17 protein-coding genes are annotated in these 16,707 nt (G+C 60.0%); 11 read left to right on the top strand and 6 right to left on the bottom strand.

The genetic code is table 11. From position 1 onward, the window contains the following. Positions 1 to 66 precede the first annotated feature (66 nt). The 6 genes from PMI11_RS32460 (at position 67) to PMI11_RS32435 (ending at position 4,797) form a co-directional block, all read left to right on the top strand. Positions 67 to 729, top strand: a complete 663-nt coding sequence (locus tag PMI11_RS32460) for a hydrolase (protein ID WP_007826001.1) — start codon at positions 67 to 69, stop codon at positions 727 to 729. A 218-nt stretch (positions 730 to 947) separates the two neighbouring features. After that, positions 948 to 1,979 (top strand): LLM class flavin-dependent oxidoreductase, encoded by a 1,032-nt coding sequence (locus tag PMI11_RS32455; RefSeq protein WP_007825998.1) that lies wholly within the window; start codon positions 948 to 950, stop codon positions 1,977 to 1,979. A 37-nt stretch (positions 1,980 to 2,016) separates the two neighbouring features. Next, positions 2,017 to 2,907: a LysR family transcriptional regulator gene (locus tag PMI11_RS32450; protein WP_007825996.1), complete on the top strand. Its 891-nt coding sequence runs from the start codon at positions 2,017 to 2,019 to the stop codon at positions 2,905 to 2,907. Positions 2,908 to 3,073: 166 nt separating this feature from the next. After that, complete coding sequence (locus tag PMI11_RS32445) at positions 3,074 to 4,009, top strand: pirin family protein (RefSeq protein WP_007825994.1); 936 nt, start codon at positions 3,074 to 3,076, stop codon at positions 4,007 to 4,009. 76 nt (positions 4,010 to 4,085) lie between these two features. Continuing rightward, a complete protein-coding gene (locus tag PMI11_RS36930) occupies positions 4,086 to 4,373 on the top strand; it encodes a GNAT family N-acetyltransferase (protein WP_007825993.1) in 288 nt (95 codons plus the stop codon). Between the two features lie 82 nt (positions 4,374 to 4,455). Continuing rightward, positions 4,456 to 4,797 (top strand): hypothetical protein, encoded by a 342-nt coding sequence (locus PMI11_RS32435; RefSeq protein WP_007825992.1) that lies wholly within the window; start codon positions 4,456 to 4,458, stop codon positions 4,795 to 4,797. 189 nt (positions 4,798 to 4,986) lie between these two features. On the opposite strand, the gene PMI11_RS32430 is transcribed toward PMI11_RS32435, so the two are convergent. Further along, positions 4,987 to 5,898 (bottom strand): LysR family transcriptional regulator, encoded by a 912-nt coding sequence (locus tag PMI11_RS32430; protein ID WP_007825991.1) that lies wholly within the window; start codon positions 5,896 to 5,898, stop codon positions 4,987 to 4,989. A 251-nt stretch (positions 5,899 to 6,149) separates the two neighbouring features. Between PMI11_RS32430 and PMI11_RS32425 the strand changes: the two genes are divergently transcribed. The 3 genes from PMI11_RS32425 (at position 6,150) to PMI11_RS32415 (ending at position 10,038) form a co-directional block, all read left to right on the top strand. After that, positions 6,150 to 7,955, top strand: a complete 1,806-nt coding sequence (locus PMI11_RS32425) for an amidohydrolase (RefSeq protein ID WP_007825989.1) — start codon at positions 6,150 to 6,152, stop codon at positions 7,953 to 7,955. A gap of 171 nt (positions 7,956 to 8,126) precedes the next feature. Beyond that, a complete protein-coding gene (locus PMI11_RS32420; protein ID WP_202803166.1) occupies positions 8,127 to 8,360 on the top strand; it encodes a VOC family protein in 234 nt (77 codons plus the stop codon). 199 nt (positions 8,361 to 8,559) lie between these two features. After that, entirely contained in the window at positions 8,560 to 10,038 is a 1,479-nt protein-coding gene (locus PMI11_RS32415; RefSeq protein WP_007825981.1) for an alginate export family protein, read from the top strand. 333 nt (positions 10,039 to 10,371) lie between these two features. On the opposite strand, the gene PMI11_RS32410 is transcribed toward PMI11_RS32415, so the two are convergent. From PMI11_RS32410 to PMI11_RS32390, 5 genes are all read right to left on the bottom strand, one after another. Continuing rightward, positions 10,372 to 11,358 (bottom strand): aldo/keto reductase, encoded by a 987-nt coding sequence (locus tag PMI11_RS32410; RefSeq protein WP_007825979.1) that lies wholly within the window; start codon positions 11,356 to 11,358, stop codon positions 10,372 to 10,374. A 58-nt stretch (positions 11,359 to 11,416) separates the two neighbouring features. Continuing rightward, positions 11,417 to 12,613 carry a (R)-mandelonitrile lyase gene (locus PMI11_RS32405; RefSeq protein ID WP_007825977.1) on the bottom strand — a complete coding sequence of 399 codons (1,197 nt, stop codon included), beginning with the start codon at positions 12,611 to 12,613 and terminating at the stop codon, positions 11,417 to 11,419. A 64-nt stretch (positions 12,614 to 12,677) separates the two neighbouring features. Continuing rightward, on the bottom strand, positions 12,678 to 13,694 hold the full coding sequence (locus PMI11_RS32400; protein WP_007825975.1) for a zinc-dependent alcohol dehydrogenase family protein: 1,017 nt from the start codon (positions 13,692 to 13,694) through the stop codon (positions 12,678 to 12,680). A gap of 48 nt (positions 13,695 to 13,742) precedes the next feature. Beyond that, on the bottom strand, positions 13,743 to 14,570 hold the full coding sequence (locus PMI11_RS32395) for an SDR family oxidoreductase (protein ID WP_007825973.1): 828 nt from the start codon (positions 14,568 to 14,570) through the stop codon (positions 13,743 to 13,745). Then, positions 14,567 to 15,367, bottom strand: a complete 801-nt coding sequence (locus PMI11_RS32390) for an SDR family oxidoreductase (protein ID WP_007825972.1) — start codon at positions 15,365 to 15,367, stop codon at positions 14,567 to 14,569. Before PMI11_RS32390 ends, PMI11_RS32395 begins: the two co-directional genes overlap by 4 nt. 264 nt (positions 15,368 to 15,631) lie before the next feature. On the opposite strand from PMI11_RS32390, the gene paoA reads away from it, so the two are divergent. Then, positions 15,632 to 16,270 carry an aldehyde dehydrogenase iron-sulfur subunit PaoA gene (gene paoA, locus PMI11_RS32385; protein ID WP_007825971.1) on the top strand — a complete coding sequence of 213 codons (639 nt, stop codon included), beginning with the start codon at positions 15,632 to 15,634 and terminating at the stop codon, positions 16,268 to 16,270. Then, positions 16,267 to 16,707 (top strand): FAD binding domain-containing protein (locus tag PMI11_RS32380; protein WP_007825970.1); only part of this gene is annotated, 441 nt, incomplete at its 3' end. The genes paoA and PMI11_RS32380, both read left to right, overlap by 4 nt.

Below are 16,707 nucleotides of genomic sequence, written 5' to 3'. Positions count from 1 at the left end.
ACGCTTCGGAGGGTGTTCGCCCCTCCTGCAGTTTGTCTCAATCAACCGCCAACACAGGATGTAAGTATGACCTTTCGTAACGGCCTTGACTCACTTCTTCGTCCCGAAGACTCCGTCCTCGTCATGATCGACCATCAGCCTTATCAGCTCGCAAACGTGAACAGCCACGATCCGCAGGCGGTCGTGAACAACACCACGGCGCTTGCGAAAGCGGCAAAGGTTTTCAACGTTCCTACAATCCTGACGAGTGTGATCGCCGGCCGCGGTGGTCTGCTCTTCAAACACCTCACTAATGTTTTCCCGGGACAAGAGGTGATCGACCGTACATTCATCAACACCTGGCAGGACCCGAAAGTGGTGGACGTGGTCAAGGCCACCGGCCGCAAGCAGCTCATCATTGCCGGTCTGTGGACCGAAGTCTGCGTTGCGATGCCGGCTATCCAGGCTGCCGGCGAGGGCTGGGACGTTACGGTGATTACCGACGCATCGGGTGGCACCTCGGTCGAAGCGCATCAGGTCGCCATCCAGCGGATGATCGGGGCCGGCATCAACATGATGACCTGGCTCGCGATCGCCGCAGAATGGCAGCGCGATTGGGCTCGCGAGGAAACTGCCGCTGCGCTGACGGACGTCATCATCGAGCATGCCGGTGGTAGCGGCATCGCCTATCTGTGGGAGCAGCAGCTCCTCAATACGCCCGTACAGGCGGCCAGCCAGGCCGGTCTTTAAAAGCTGACTGGGATGGCGGAATCTCGAATTGATGTCACCGTAAAGGCCCCAAAGTCGAGCCTCGCCATCCCGACTCAAGCGAGTTCACGCTTGGCCCAGCCGTGCACCGACGCGAAAGATGCGCCTGCGACCACCGTGACGGCGACAATCTGAGGGCGGAAATGAAGCCGGCCTGGTAGCGACGACAACGAACCGCGCAATCAACTTAAGGACCAAGCATGGAAATCGGTATCGACAGTTTTGCAGCCATCCTTCCTGATCCGAAAACGGGTAAGCTCCCGTCACCGTCGGATCGCATGGCCGAGCTTATCGAGGAGGTCGTTGTCGCTGATCGCGTCGGGCTCGACGTCTTCGGTATCGGCGAGCATCATCGGGCTGAGTTTCTCGACTCCGCTCCGACTGTCATTTTGGCCGCGGCCGCGGCCCGCACTACCCGTATCCGGTTGGCGAGCGCGGTCACGGTTCTAAGCGCGGCCGATCCGGTGCGTGTCTTCCAGGAATTCGCGACGCTCGACTTGATTTCCAGGGGGCGTACCGAGCTCGTGGTCGGTCGAGGCTCCTTCGTCGAGGCCTATCCGTTATTCGGGCTGGATACGCGTCATTATGACGAGCTTTTCGCCGAAAAGCTCGATCTGTTTCTCAAGCTCGGCGAAACGAGAGATATCACCTGGGAAGGCCGCTTTCGTCCGCCACTCAAAGGGCAAGGCGTCTTTCCGCGTCCACATCAATCGCGGCTTCCAGTCTGGATTGGCGTCGGCGGTTCGCCGGAATCCTTCGCACGCGCCGGTGCACTTGGCCTTCCCTTGATGGTGGCGATCATCGGTGGCAGCTTCGAGCGCTTCCGGCCCCTTGTCGATCTCTATCGCGAAAGTGGCCTGCGCGCCGGGCATGATCGCGAAAAACTCAAGGTGGGAGTCCATGCAATGGGTTTCGTCGGTGAGACCGACATGGTCGCAAAGGATGCCTTCTTTCCCGGATGGGCGCATCTGACGACGAAGATCGGTCGTGAGCGCGGCTGGTCGCCACCGACGCGACAGCAGTTCGAGATCATGGCGGGTCCTGACGGTGCATTCCTGGTCGGCGATCCGAAAACTGTTGCCGCCAAGATGCTGCAGGCCAACGAAACGCTTGGCGGTCTATCGCGCATCACCTTCCAGATGAGTACCGCTTCGCTTGAAACGGCCGCGATGAAGCAGTCGATCGAGCTTCTGGGCACGGAGGTCGCTCCGATCATCAGGGCGGCGCGATAGGACGGGTATCCACCGTGTCGCAACGGAGTAATGCCAAATGGACGTCGAAGATCTGCGGGTATTCGTCGAGGTTGCCGATTCGGGAGGCATCACTTCGGCTGCGCGTAGACTGGGGGTCTCCAAGTCCATGGTCAGCCGCGCCCTCACCAGGATCGAGGGTGCGCTCGGCACCCAGCTTCTTGCTCGAACGACACGCGGAGCCGGTCTGACGGAAGCAGGGGTCTTGTTTCGGGACCACGCAGCACGGGTCTGCACCGAGATCGACACTGCTCGCGAGGCGATCCTGCCGGAAGGTGACCTTCGTGGACGTTTCCGGATTGCAGTTCCGCTGACATCGGGCCCGGTACATTTCGCACCGGTTCTGGCCAAAATGGCGCGCCACCACCCGCAGCTTCAGATCCATGCCGACTACAGCGATCGGTTCGCTGACTTGATCGTCGACGGGTTCGATTGTGCAATCCGTGTCGGCGCTCTTCGCGATTCGAATTTGATCGCAAAACGCGTCGGCCAGATCTACGGCAAGCTGGTGGCGAGCCCGGACTATATAAGATTGCATGGCTCGCCGGAGACGCCGGAAGACATCGCGTCGCACCAGGCTTTGGTTGGTGCGGAGAGCTGGCGATTCATGGATGGCGAAAAGATCATCACCGTGCAGCCGCAGGGCCGCTTCAGGACCGACAACGGCATGGCGCTTGCGAGCGCAGCCGCCGAGGGGCTCGGCATCGCCTGGCTCCCCGATTGTGTCACCCGTGATTATCTCGTGTCAGGGGCCCTCGTTCCGATCATGACCCGTTTTCCGCTACCGGTCGGCGGGGTCTATGTCGTACGGCCCCCCAGCCCGCATCCATCCCGAAAGGTGCGGATCCTCTCGGAATTCCTGATCGAATCCTTTGAGACTGACGCGCATCTTTGGGGCGCCGGAAGTTGATGCCTTAAACAGCGCGTTCCGCTTGCTGCAACACAGCGTAGCATTCGCCGCAGCTAGTCGCGGGTGCCGTCGATTTCTAGTGTCGGTGGCGGCTTTGGCCGATCGGTAGCACAACGAAAGGGTAGGCGAGCGGCGCCTATCCTGCACAGTGAAGAGGAGAACACACATGAGTTGGAATCCCGCCATTGCGCCAGCCTGTCCTGAAGAGGTCGGCCTGGATGCGATCGACACCCTCATCATTCCACGTTCGCGCGACCTCGGTGGCTTTGAGGTTCGGCGCGCCTTGCCCGCGCCGAAGCGTCAGATGGTTGGCCCGTTCATCTTCTTCGACCAGGTCGGGCCTGCGGAACTTCTGACTGGTCAGGGCATCGATGTTCGACCGCACCCCCATATTGGCCTCGGCACCGTCACTTATCTTTATCGCGGTGAATTCCATCATCGCGACAGCACAGGCGCCGACCAGATCATTCGCCCCGGAGCTCTGAACTGGATGGTCGCGGGCCGGGGTGTCACGCATTCAGAGCGCACTACGCCAGAGGGCCGCAGCGGGCCGCAAAGCCTGCTGGGAATCCAGACCTGGGTGGCGCTTCCCGACAGCCATGAAGATAGGGCGCCGTTGTTCGAACATCATGGTACACAGGCGCTGCCCATGATCGAGGATCGTGGCGTCACGGTTCGGCTTATCCTGGGAAATGCCTATGGCAAGGCCGCTCCCGCGACGATGTTTTCCGAGACTTTCTATGCCGATATCACGCTGGAAGCAGGTGCTCGCCTGCCCATGCCCGACGATCACGAGGATCGTGGGATATATATCGTCGAAGGCTCTATCTCGATCGCCGGCCAGGACTTCGAAGCGCCGCAGATGATGGTGTTCCGTCCCGGTGACAGGATCACGGTAACCGCAGGCGGCCAAGGTGCAAGGCTGATGGCACTGGGTGGCGCGACGCTTTCAGGGCCACGTTATATCTGGTGGAATTTCGTCGCTTCTTCCAAGGAGCGCATCGAAGAGGCCAAGGCCGAATGGCAGGCCGAGAACTGGGGGAAGGGGCGTTTCGATCTCCCGGTTGACGACAGGGATGAGCACATTCCCTTGCCCGATTGATTTTTGCCGATCGGCTTTAATTTGGAGACCATCTGAGGATGGGGCGGGTCGGCGCCTTAAACACGGAGGAAATGCGATGAGCGAAGAGGTTGAACGGGAAGATGGCATGTCCGAGGGGCGCTACCTGATCGTTGTTGATGGGAACGAAGCCGAAATGACATACAGTCGTGCGGGTCAAAAGCTGATCATCATCGACCACACGGATGTTCCTGCCGCGTTGCGCGGTCGAAAAATCGGCGAGCAATTGGTCCGGCAGGCGGTAGAGGACGCCCGGCGCGAAGGCATCACGATCATACCGCTTTGCCCATTCGCGAAAGCGCAGATAGAGCGCCATGCGGAATGGCAGGATGTTTTGAGAAAGTGAAAATTTTGCCGAACGCGGAAGAACACCCACCTGTTTCAAGAGGCGAAGCAGGCCGTTCAAGCTGCTGCCGGAGAGATAAACAATGGCCGAAAACACTCCTGATCAAACTTTGGCAGAACGCCAGATCGCCGAGGTCATCAGTCGCACCGACAAGACTCTTGCTGCCGCGGTCTCCTGTGCACTGGAACAGGCGACCAAACAAGCTGCCGAGGATATGCGAGCGATCGGCCAGGAAGATGCTGTGCCGGCAATGCAATATTTCGCGGCAGTTGTTCACCAGCGAATGTATTGTCTCATGTGTGGCGCAGACCCGGATACATTCGAAGGGGGAAACCCTGAAACTGCCTACAACGTCATCCGCAACTCCCAGAATATCGCCAAGCATTATTGGTCAGCAGACGTTGAGCCTTACCCAGCGAAATAGCGGTGGATCATCCATCGGCATCCAGCACCGCGCCATTATTGCATCAGCGGCACCTTTCGTTGCTGATCAACTCGGCACTAAGAGAGCCATTTCGTGACGTTGGGAAGGACTGGCCGCGTCCGCGATCGCTGATGCAGGTCAGATTCCTGTATAATCGGGATTCGCGGCGACCCGTTACCCACATGCTGATCATTCGCCTTGCCTACCGAGGCCTGCCGCGCCGTCCTTGACGGCCGCGGTTCCGAAACGTTCGATAAGCATTTCAGTGAGGATCCTCACCTTTCGCGAGGGATGCTGGCCGGGCGGCCTTACGACGAACATGCCGGCTGGCGGAATCGGATGACGCGTCATGATTGGCACCAGTGCGCCCGAACGAATATGATCCGCGACAAGCGGTTCCGGCAGGTAGCCGATCCCAATACCATCCAGAGCGGCAGATACGAGTGATACTCCGCTATCAGCTACGAAGCGTCCCTGGGGACGCACCGTAACAATTTTATCGCCATCCATGAATTGCCACCTCTCGTCGTCTCGCATGACGACTTGATGATCTACGATGTCGCCGGGTTTTTCGGGAGCGCCGTGAGCTTCTATGTATTCGGGGCTCGCAACCAGAATGCCGAAGATCGATCCGACACGTCGTGCGATTAGGACAGAATCTTGAAGGTGGCCAAGCCGAATAGCGCAGTCAAACCCCTCTCCGACGAGATCTACGAAACGATCGGTATAGGAAGAAAGGATTTGCAGTTGCGGATGCCTGCGCGCCATTTGTGAGAGGATAGGAGCAAAATGTGTTGGGCCAAAAGAAAGCGGCGCAGCGACACGTAACCGGCCGCGAAGATCTCCTGAAGGGAGAGTGGCCTCCCTCGCAACTTCAAACTCGCTGCAGATTTTTGCCGCATGCTCGCGAAATGTTGCGCCAGCTTCGGTCAAGGAGGCCCCGCGCGTCGTTCGCGCGAGCAACTGAACGCCCAGGAATTGCTCAAGTCGCGCAAGCCGTCGGCTGACGAGCGATTTGGAAACGCCAAGCCGGCGCGCTGCCTGTGTGACGCCGGTTGCGTCAGCAACCTCCACGAAGGTGCGCAGTTCCTCAATATCCATTGGTGTTTCCTTTTCGGCGACACGGTGTGTCAGTTTGATGGCCTACCGTAGCCGAAATTGCAATGGCACTGTCCACTTGGACGTTTTCACAAGGGTTTTGTCTTCCGACAAGTCGGCCTTCAACGACGGCATGCGAATAAAGTGATGACCTTTCGCGAGCGCTTGGACTCACTTCTTCGCCCATCGCGCGCATCCGCATGGCACCGGCTCCGAATGACCGCATTTCGTAAAATCAGTAGAACGAGGATAAAATGATCAGAAAGATATTCATCGCGTTTGTGACAAGTTTTTCTTTCTCTGTAGTTCAGGCACAAACGACGCAGGAACAGCCCGGCGCCGATCTGATCGTTATCAATGCAAAGATCTTCACCGGCAGCCGTGTTCAGCCTGAAGCTTCGGCTTTGGCGGTCAAGAATGGCCGCATTTATTCCGTCGGCTCCGATGTGGACATTCTCGGTCTAAAGAACTCCAACACCGAGATTATTGATGCTCGCAGCCGCACACTCATTCCCGGCATCATTGATGCCCATATCCATGTCCTCAACGATCTGGCCTATAACTACAATGTTCGATGGGATGGCGTGCCGACGCTGCGCCGGGCGTTGACTATGCTGAGCGAGCAGGCCGCACGTACGCCGAAGGGCCAATGGGTCAAAGTGATCGGAGGTTGGTCACCCTACCAATTTGAGGAGAACCGCTTCCCCACGCTGGATGAATTGCGCAGCGCCGTGCCCGATCGCCCCCTGATCGTGCAATATGCCTATAACCAAGCCTTCTTGAACAAGCAGGCGATGGAGGCGCTTGGCGTGGGTACCGATCGGTTCCCAAAGGTGCCGGACACCGAATTCGAAAAGGACAGCCGCGGTAATCCCACTGGTGTGATCCACGGTTATACTTGGTTGTTTCTCGCCCTCGAGAGCATGGTGCCGCAGCCCACGTTCGACGAACAAGTGAGTTCGATGGTCTATAGCATTCACGGTCTGAACCGGTTCGGCGTGACCTCGATCATTGATAACGGCGGTAGGTGGCCCTACCCGGAGGCCCAGGCGAGGGTAGACGTGCTTGCGCGAGACAACCGTCTCAATGTGCGCATGCCCTTTGTGGACTTGCAACTCGGCGACGGCGGACCGGTGAACATGGTGGATCTGGAAATCGAGGCGATCACAAAAACAGCGCCGATAAGTCCAGGACAAAACCTGCATCCCATCCTGGCACATGGCCATGAATATCGAGGTGCCGGGGAGGTTCTGAGCGGGGAAGTGCACGATCATGAGAACTTCGACCGTCCGGCGGTCATCATCGAGCCCGAGAAGATGCGGCGCTTCGTCGAGCAGGATGTGATGAAGCTGGTCCAGCGGCGCATCCCGTTCCGAATGCACGTCAGCTACAACGAGAACATCTCCCCCTTTCTCGACGCGCTGGAGAAGGTGAACAAGACGATCCCGCTCGATGGCCTGAAATGGAGTCTTGAGCACGCTGAGACCATCAGTCCGGAGAACATCGCTCGGGTGAAAAAGCTGGGGGGCGGTATCGCCCTGGACGCCAAAATGGCGCTCCACGGCGATGGCTTCATCAGGACATATGGTCGCGAGAAGGCGTTGGAGACGCCGCGTCTGCGCATGCTCGTCGATAGCGGCATGCCGCTGGCCATGACCACCGACGCCTTCCGGGCAGCCACGTTCAACCCTTGGGTGGCTGTAAGCTGGATGGTATCTGGCAAGTCTGTGTCCGGATCCGAGATACTTGCCGAGGACAATCGCCTATCCCGCACCGAGGCGCTGAAACTGTTCACCAGTGGCGCAGCGTGGTTCATGAACACAGAATCAGAAATGGGCGTAATCGCTCCCGGATACCTGGCGGATTTTGTTGTGCTCGACAGGGACTACTTCGCCGTGCCGGAAGATCAAATCAGCTCTATATCTTCTGTACTGACTATTATGGACGGAAAGGTAGTGTTTGGTGCACAGGACTACATCGCTCTATCGCCAAAACTGCCCGACATCCTTCCGGCTTGGTCACCCGTAAAATACTTCGGCAGCTATCATGGGGAAAAATGAACCCAGCGGAATGGTTCCCCCTGCTCCACCGACAGTTCCATTGCAGGAGCTCATTGGACCGCGGTTTCGCCGCCCGGGCGTACCCTACCGCGGCGAAAGAACCATCGTCTACATTGACGGCGATCGTTCAATACCCCGTCGAAAACAAAGCGCGTCAAGGGGTCTGTCGTTATGTCGAGGTCCGCATACGGTACCGGTTTACAAGGATCTGGCGACAGCTTGAGGCATGCCAGTTACCACCACTTCTGCCTGACCGGCGCCGATATCGAAGCCACTGTGGAAGAGCTGCGCCGCCGCAACGTAAAGATCCTCACCGAACCGTTTCAGGTCAACGAGATTAGCCGCAAGATTGCTTTCTTCGCCGATCCTTTCAGGAACGTGGTTGAGTTGGCCGAAGTCATCTAGCAGCGCAGCCGCGCAGGCTCCCACGGACGAGCCCAAAACGATTTCACCATAAACGCCCCGGCTGACGGAATCCACCTTCAGCCGGTCGATACGCAACTGGGGTGGCCGTGTGCGCCCCATGCTTCGCCGTGCCAATGGCGGACGGCGTCGACCACCCACGCAGGATGTGGCCACGTGCCGAAGGCTGAAAGGCGAGCAGATGATTGACCAACAGAGATGTTTCACCTCGCTTTTTTCAATGGCGCTCAGCCTTCGGTTCGTATCCATGGTGCGGTCACTCCTGCTTTCGCTTTTCGCCCTTGCATTTGCTCAAGGGGGCTACCGGTCAGCCCTGGCGGCGGATGATTTTTCCTTGGAGCAGAAGAGGCCCTCGATAAAAGCCGACCGTTCGCAGGAGGACTGGTCGCTTCTCGCGGATCCGAAACTGCGGAATGAGCCGCTGGATAGTCTCAAATACATTCCGTTGTTTCCCTCCAATCCCGACAGCTACATCTCGTTAGGGCTCAATCTACGCGAAATCTTCGAAGTCAGTGATGCGCCGGCTTTCGGAACCGTGCCGGCGAATCCCAGAGATTCTTATTGGTTACAGCGTGCGCAGTTCCAGATCGACGTTCGCCTGAATGAAAACTGGCAACTGTTTACACAATTCGAGGATGTGCGTGCGTTCGACAAGACGGTGGTCAGCCCTAACGACGCAAACCGATTTGACCTTCGGCTCGCATTCATCGGCTATACGCAGGAGACTGACCTAGGAACCTTCAGGGCAAGGGTCGGCCGCCAAGACTTCGCGTTTGACCTGGAGCGGTTCGTATCGGTGCGCGATGGGCCCAATGTCCGCCAGGCGTTCGATGCCGTCTGGGCCGGGTGGGAGACGGAAGCATGGCGCTTCTATGGTCTTGTCAGCCAGCCGGTTCAGTATCGGGATGACAACCCCTTCGATGATCGATCAAGCGGCGATGCACTGTTCAGCGGCGCCCGCGTTGAGCGGCAACTCTCGCCGACGATCGAGGCCTCCGCCTATTACGCGCTCTATCAGCGCAAGGACGCCACTTTTCTCACCGCGTCGGGTGAGGAGGACAGGCATGTGCTCGATATCCGGACGGCCGGCAAATATGCAGGTTTCGACTGGGATGCGGAAGCGATGGGACAGGTTGGCCAGGTCGGCTCAGCCGATATTCTGGCCTGGGCCGTCGGTGCGAGGACTGGTTACACCTTCGAGGATGTCCCCTGGTCGCCGCGGATCGGTCTGCAGTTCGACGTGGCGTCCGGCGACCGGGACGCAAGTGATGGCACGCTTGGCACCTTCAACCCGCTGTTTCCGAACGGCTTCTATTTCTCGCTTGGCGGCCATACCGGATATGCTAACCTCGTTCACCTCAAGCCGTCGATTACCGTTCAGCCGACAGAAGACCTGACCCTGATGGCCGGGGTCGGACTGCTCTGGCGACAGACAACACAGGACGCTGTCTACACCCTGCCAAGCGTTCCCGTCGCTGGCACGGCGGGTAACGGGCAGGCATGGACCGGAGCTTATGTGCAGGTCAAGGCGGACTACCGCTTCAATCCCAATCTCACGGGGTCGCTGGAGGCTGTTCATTACCAGGTCGGCTCGGCGCTCGAAGCTGAGGGCGGCCGCGACAGCAATTATCTCAGGGCAGAACTGAAGCTGGCCTGGTAACAATGCCGACGCTACAGTGTTCGCCGACGAAGGAAATCACCGATTGAAGCGGCGGCCAAGCTCCCGAGTTTCTCGCTCAAGAACCTTCATATTCAACCACAGCCTCGGCAGTGCCAAGAAATTTGAGGCTACTTTCGACACACGACTGCGTCGTTCCAACGGGATTGGGTCATAATAGCAGCTTACGCCACAGCCAACGTTACGCTTGCATAAGGTGATTGCAATTTTCAACTCATTGGCGAATCTAATGCGCCTCGGTGGTTCGATTCCACTCAAGGCGCTCATAGCTGCTCGTCACGACTAAATCGCGGGGATGCTCGCTTTCCGATCCCCTTATTTGACCACACGCGCCGCCGAGTCGCCCGAATAGCGATCGCCATGGATCGTAAGGTTTGAAAACACAGCATCGATCTTCTCGAGATCGTTGTCAGTAAATGCGACCGTGGCCGCTCCGATATTCTCTTCCAATCTATGAAGCTTCGTCGTGCCGGGGATCGGCACGATCCAGGGCTTGCGCGCGAGCAGCCATCCGATCGCGACCTGCGCCGCGGTGGCGCTCTTCTCGTCCGCGATCGATTGGATAGCGTCAATGACCGGCTGGTTAGCCGCTCGGTTCTCGGCGGAAAGGCGGGGGTTCGTCTTGCGATGATCATTATCGCCATCGAAGCTTGTCTTCTCGTCCATCGCCCCCGCCAGGAAGCCACGGCCAAGCGGGCTGTACGGGACGAAGCCGATCCCGAGTTCCTCGACCGTCGGCAGAACCGTCTCCTCCGGGCGACGCCACCACAGGGAATATTCGCTTTGTAGCGCCGAGACCGGCTGAACGGCATGTGCCTCACGAAGGGATTCTGCATCGGCCTCCGACAGCCCGAAATGCAAGACCTTGCCAGCGGCCATCAGGTCTTTCACGGCGCCTGCGACGTCCGCCATCGGGACGTTGGGGTCGACGCGGTGCTGGTAGAGTAGGTCGATGCGGTCGGTCCGCAACCTTTCAAGTGCCTCGTCGACGACTTGGCGAATCCTTTCGGGCCGGCTGTCGAGGCCGACGTCCGGTCGCCCGTCCTTGAAGCCGAACTTCGTCGCAATCACGACCTGCTCGCGGATCGGGGCGAGCGCCTCGCCGACGAGTTCCTCGTTGGTGAAGGGGCCGTAGGCCTCAGCCGTGTCGAAGAATGTCACGCCGCGCTCGAAGGCGGCCCGGAGGAGCGCAATCGCATCCTGTTTGGGCATCGCGGGCCCGCGATGATAGTTCAGTCCCATGCAGCCGAAGCCGATGGCCGAAACTTCCGGGCCGCGCCGGCCGAGTTTCCGTTTTAGCATGCTTTCCTCCTCAGGGTTGGTGGTCTGGTCTCGTCTCATCCGGCAAGGTGAATCCGGATCAATCGATCCGGCTCGCTTTCGCATAGTCCTCGTCGGAAACCTTCTCCATCCAGGTCACGACGCTGCCATCCAGCGCTTCGGCGACCGCGAAATGGGTCATCGCCTCGTCCTTCGTGGCTCCGTGCCAGTGCTTCACATGAGGCGGAATCCAGACGACGTCGCCGGGACCAAAGGTCTCGGCCGGGCCGCCTTCCTTTTGAACCCAGCCCTTCCCGGAGACGATGAACAGGGTCTGCCCGAGCGGATGCGTATGCCAGGCCGTGCGGGCTCCAGCCGAAAACGAAACGGTCGCGCCGCCGATCCGTGCTGGCCCATCGCTCTTGTAAAAGCCGGACGTCTCGACGGCACCGGTAAAGTACTGTTCCGGAGCGGTCGCCTTGCCTTCTCCGGCGCGCGTGACTCTAACCTCGGTCGGAGCGTCAGGCGTCTTCTGGGCCGAAGCCCTAACGTCGAGCACTTTCTTCAGGACCGGGACGGCGGACATGGCGCGGGGCCAGCCAGCATAGAACGCGACATGGGCGACGACTTCCGAAGCTTCCGAGGAGGTCAGCCCGTTGTCCATCGCCCTGTTGGCATGAAACGGCAGCTGCTCCGGCTGGCCGATCGCTATCAGGGCGGTCATCGTGATCAGGCTGCGGTCGCGGGCCGACAGGTCGGGACGCTGCCAGAGATCACCGAACAGCACGCGGTTTGTAAGGTCCGCGAGGGCAGGGGCCGTTGGCGCGACATTCGAATCTACCGTCGCGGATCGCGCTGCCTCTGCTACGGCCTCCAGTTCGATCCGGTCCGCTTTACTGTTGGAAACCGGGCCTATTCCACGTTCGTCGAAGACCTTCTTCGTCTCGGTTACCGCCGACATCGCATTCGGCCAGCCCGTGTAGAGGGCAAGTTGCGTGATGAGCTCGCCAAGCTCCTCCGGCTTCACGCCGTTGTCGAGCGCACGGCGGACGTGACTACCGGTCTGCGCGATCTTGCCCGTTGCAACAAGAGTGGCGACAGTCACCAGGCTCCGGTCGCGGGGTGAAAGCTCCTTGCGCTCCCAGACCTCACCGAACAGGACGTCGTCGGTGAAGTGGCCCAGACCCGGCGCCGTCTCGTAGACGGCGGCAGGGGCGACGCGCGGACGGCGATCTTCGGCTTCAACGCCGCTGGCGGCGATGGCGGACGCGGCAATCGTGGCTGCGATCTTCTTCATGGGATTGCTCCATTTCATATGTGTCGAAAGCGAAGGACCGCCCTGTAGGCGGCCCCGTAGGTCGTCAGACGCGAAGCAACGTCTTGATGGCGCGACGCTCGTCCATGGCGCGGTAGCCTTCGGCGACGTCGGCGAGCGGAACTTCGAGATCGAAGACCTTGCCCGGATTGATCTCGCGGTTGAGAACGAGATCCATCAGATAGGGCAGGTAGCGCCGGACCGGGGCGGGACCGCCGAGAAGGCTCTTCTGCTGGAAGAACAGGTTCTGGCCGTCGAAGGTGACGCCGTGTGGTACGCCGACGAAGCCGATCTTGCCGCCTGGACGGGCGCAGTTGATGGCCTGAGACATGGACTCCTCAAGGCCGACGCATTCCAGTACTGAATCCGCGCCAACACCGTTCGTCATTTCCTTGATCCGGGCGATGCCTGCGTCGCCACGCTCGGAGACGATATCTGTCGCTCCGAATTCGAGTGCGAGATCCTGCCGGCTCTTGTGGCGGCTCATGGCAATAACGCGAGCCGCACCCATCCGCTTTGCAGCCAACACGCCCATGAGGCCGACGGCGCCATCGCCGACGACCACCGCGGTCGATCCTTCCTGAACACCTGCAGCGTCTGCGGCGTACCAGCCAGTGCCCAGCACGTCCGATACCGCAAGCAAGCTTGGGATCAGGTCGTCCGAAGGCATCTCGGCCGTGGCGACGAGCGAGCCGTCCGCAAGGGGAACGCGAGCGTAGGGCGCCTGTGCGCCTACCATGAACTCACGCTGTTCGCAGGACGACTGGAAGCCGAAGCGGCAATGCGGGCAGGTGTTGTCGGAGAGGCAGAAGGACCCGACCACGAACTGGCCCGGCTTCACCGTCTTAACCTCGCTACCGACCTCGACCACGACGCCGCAATATTCGTGGCCCATGGCCTTGGGCTCGCTGGTGTCGTTCGCACCCCTGAATGGCCAGAGGTCCGATCCGCAGATGCAGCTTGCCGACAGCTTGATGATCGCGTCGGTCGGCTTGAGGATCTTCGGCTCGGCGACTTCCTCGCAGCGTACGTCGCCCGGCCCATAGAGAACTGTTCCTAGCATTTAAGTGTCCTTCAGACAGTGTTGAGAGTTGGTAGGAGAAGGTGCCCATCACTTGGGCTGGAGCTCTCCGTAGAAGAACGAGGCGGTCACGCCGCCATCGATCAGAAAGTCGCTGCCGGTGATGAACGCGCCTTCCTGGCCCATCAGCAGTGCGGCGAGGGAAGCAATCTCGTCCGGCGTCCCGGCGCGGCCGACAGGAGACAGATCGATCATGCGGCGGTAGCCTTCGCCGCGTGGACCCGTCAGCTCGTCCTTGGCCAGAGGCGTGATGACGATACCGGGGCTCATCGTGTTGACGCGCGCGCCCCGTTTGCCCCAGCGGACGGATTCAGCCTTCACCCGCAGTGCGTTGCCGCGTTTGGAGATCTGGTAGGCGTTCAGCGGATCGGTGACCTTGTCGGGCTGCAGCATCTCAAGATCAAGAAGCGCGTCGGCAGGCGTGGTGGCGAGCAGCCGATCCTGATCGGCGGTCAGAGCCGCAAGACGATGGCCGGACATCGAGGCGATGACGACGCACGAGCCACCCGGCGCGATGACGTTGCCGAACTCCTCGAGGATGACGGCCGTGCCGTAGAGATCGACCTTCAAGATCACCGCGGGCGGCGCCTGGGATGGAGAAACACCGGCGGCATGAACGACGCCGGTCACGTCGCCGATCGCGGTGGCGGCCTCGACGAGAGCGTGGACGGACTCCCTGGAGGAAATATCGACGACGGTCGTGCTGACGTCGAACCCCGCTTCGCTGAGCACCTTGGCCGCAGCGTCGGCATTTTCTTGTCTCAGGTCGGCGAGCAGGACATGCTTGCCAGAGCTGACCCTCCGGGCGATGGCCTGTCCAATAGAGCCGGCGCCGATAACGACTGTCACGCTTGTCATTGTATCATCCTTTCGTGAGACGGGTGCCCGACGGCTTCGAGATCGCGCCTGACGCGTTCGGGTTCCTGATCGAGCGGCATGTTGTCGAGGTCGAGGACGGCGTCGAGTGCGTCGTCCGGATCCTGTTTCAGGGCAGCGAAGAGCGGATCGAAATCCGTCTGGGCGGGACCGTTTTCCGCGACCAGTTCGAACGTCTTCCTGTTCGCCACGTCCGACGTGAGGCTGGCAACCAGGAGCTCCGCGATCTGCCTGCGGGCGATCACGCCGTCCTCAGGCGTTCCAGCGTGGCGGCGGTCGCCCTGCAGAAGGACGAGCCGGTGCTGGTCGGCGTCATTGTAGTCGAACCAGCCGGGTCGGACGATCGTGTAGTCGAGACCGCTCCGGCGCAGGAGCCGTTCCGCACGGCGCTTCCAGTCGTGTCCTTCGTTCGACCGGTTATACCTGCCACGGCGCTCGGTCACCCCGATCGTCGTCATCAGCGCTATCCGTACCGGACGCCGACCAATGGCTGTGATGAGGTCAAGGACGCCGCGGTAATACACGGCCTCTGCACCTTCCTTGCCCTGTCCATCGGCATTGACCGTCAGGACGACGGCGTCGACGCCGTCAAGGGCTGGCGCGAGCGTCTCTGGCTTCGTCACGTCGCCGACCACGACTTCCACGCCAGACATTCGACCGGCGCGGGAGGCGTCGCGAACCATCGCGCGAACGGCATGCCCTCGCGCCAGCGCTTCCGTGACGACCAGCCGTCCGACGCTCCCCATCGCCCCGATCACCAGTATCTTCAACTGCTTCATTCGAGCGTTCCTTCTTAGGTGACACGAAAGATAGCGCGGAGGGATTGATCTGATTAGACGGGTTCGATGGCATGCGCTTATGTTCTGAGTTCATATGTCTGCGCAAAGGGAGTTCGTCGCCGTTTCGATCATTTATGAATTGAGGCCATAACTCCATGCAGCCAATCGCCCCTAATCTTCGTCGTCGAGAGCCTTACTCTCTAAGTTCGCGCAAGAGCTTTCGAGCCTTGATCCCATTCCTCGCCTATCGAAAAGGGAGCGGAAATGTCGAACTACAACCAACTGGAACTTTCTCGACGGGAGCTTCTTATATCTTCCGCCGCCACGGTCGTGGTCACTGGGACCGCTACAAGCAACGCGGCTGCCCAGTCAGCGGGAGAGGACATGAAACTTACGACGCCTGTGGCGCTCACCGTCAACGGCGAGCGGCGCGAACTGGAACTCGACAACAGAACCACGCTCCTCGACGCCCTGCGGGAACACCTCCACCTCACGGGAACGAAGAAGGGGTGTGATCACGGACAATGTGGAGCATGCACCGTGATGGTCGATGGTCACAGGATCAATTCCTGCCTGACGCTCGCCGTCATGCACGACGGCGACGAGATCACGACGATCGAAGGACTGGGACGTCCGGGCGACCTTCACCCGATGCAGGCGGCGTTCGTCAAGCACGACGGCTTTCAATGCGGCTACTGCACGCCTGGCCAGATCTGTTCCTCCATCGCGGTCCTGGAAGAGATCAAGGCAAACATCCCGAGCCACGTCACAGGCGACCTCACGGAAGCGGTGAAGCTCACCGCCGCCGAGGTCCGCGAACGCATGAGCGGAAACATCTGTCGGTGCGGTGCCTACTCCAACATTCTGGATGCCATCTCGGAAGTGGGAGGGATCGAAGCATGAAGGCCTTTACATACGAACGCGCATCGTCTGTCGAAAGCGCCGCCAAGGCGGCAGCTACAAACCCGGAAGCCAAGTTCATCGCCGGCGGTACGAACCTGCTGGATCTGATGAAACTCGAAATCGAGCGTCCGACCCATCTGATCGATGTGAACGGTCTCGGCCTCGACAAGATCGACCCAACGCCGGAGGGCGGTCTCAGGATCGGTGCTCTGGTCAGAAACACGACCCTGGCCGCAGACGAGACGGTGCGCCGCGATTACGCCCTGCTGTCGCGCGCGCTGTTGGCAGGTGCATCCGGCCAGCTTCGCAACAAGGCGACCACGGCAGGCAATCTTCTGCAACGGACGCGCTGTCCGTACTTCTATGATCCGAACCAGCCTTGCAACAAGCGTCAGCCCGGGAGCGGCTGTTCCGCGATCGGCGGCTTCACCCGCCAG

Origin of the sequence: Rhizobium sp. CF142, from assembly GCF_000281145.1 — a bacterium.
GTDB lineage: Bacteria > Pseudomonadota > Alphaproteobacteria > Rhizobiales > Rhizobiaceae > Rhizobium.
Note: the sequence above shows the minus strand (reverse complement) of the source record. Positions and strands in the feature narration are given on the sequence as shown.

Excerpts from the sequence above, each read along its gene's own strand:
- PMI11_RS32460 (WP_007826001.1), top strand. The coding sequence starts at position 67 with ATGACCTTTCGTAACGGCCTTGACTCACTTCTTCGTCCCGAAGACTCC.
- PMI11_RS32455 (WP_007825998.1), top strand. The coding sequence starts at position 948 with ATGGAAATCGGTATCGACAGTTTTGCAGCCATCCTTCCTGATCCGAAA.
- PMI11_RS32450 (WP_007825996.1), top strand. The coding sequence starts at position 2,017 with ATGGACGTCGAAGATCTGCGGGTATTCGTCGAGGTTGCCGATTCGGGA.
- PMI11_RS32445 (WP_007825994.1), top strand. The coding sequence starts at position 3,074 with ATGAGTTGGAATCCCGCCATTGCGCCAGCCTGTCCTGAAGAGGTCGGC.
- PMI11_RS36930 (WP_007825993.1), top strand. The coding sequence starts at position 4,086 with ATGAGCGAAGAGGTTGAACGGGAAGATGGCATGTCCGAGGGGCGCTAC.
- PMI11_RS32435 (WP_007825992.1), top strand. The coding sequence starts at position 4,456 with ATGGCCGAAAACACTCCTGATCAAACTTTGGCAGAACGCCAGATCGCC.
- PMI11_RS32430 (WP_007825991.1), bottom strand. The coding sequence starts at position 5,898 with ATGGATATTGAGGAACTGCGCACCTTCGTGGAGGTTGCTGACGCAACC.
- PMI11_RS32425 (WP_007825989.1), top strand. The coding sequence starts at position 6,150 with ATGATCAGAAAGATATTCATCGCGTTTGTGACAAGTTTTTCTTTCTCT.
- PMI11_RS32420 (WP_202803166.1), top strand. The coding sequence starts at position 8,127 with ATGTCGAGGTCCGCATACGGTACCGGTTTACAAGGATCTGGCGACAGC.
- PMI11_RS32415 (WP_007825981.1), top strand. The coding sequence starts at position 8,560 with ATGATTGACCAACAGAGATGTTTCACCTCGCTTTTTTCAATGGCGCTC.
- PMI11_RS32410 (WP_007825979.1), bottom strand. The coding sequence starts at position 11,358 with ATGCTAAAACGGAAACTCGGCCGGCGCGGCCCGGAAGTTTCGGCCATC.
- PMI11_RS32405 (WP_007825977.1), bottom strand. The coding sequence starts at position 12,613 with ATGAAGAAGATCGCAGCCACGATTGCCGCGTCCGCCATCGCCGCCAGC.
- PMI11_RS32400 (WP_007825975.1), bottom strand. The coding sequence starts at position 13,694 with ATGCTAGGAACAGTTCTCTATGGGCCGGGCGACGTACGCTGCGAGGAA.
- PMI11_RS32395 (WP_007825973.1), bottom strand. The coding sequence starts at position 14,570 with ATGACAAGCGTGACAGTCGTTATCGGCGCCGGCTCTATTGGACAGGCC.
- PMI11_RS32390 (WP_007825972.1), bottom strand. The coding sequence starts at position 15,367 with ATGAAGCAGTTGAAGATACTGGTGATCGGGGCGATGGGGAGCGTCGGA.
- paoA (WP_007825971.1), top strand. The coding sequence starts at position 15,632 with ATGTCGAACTACAACCAACTGGAACTTTCTCGACGGGAGCTTCTTATA.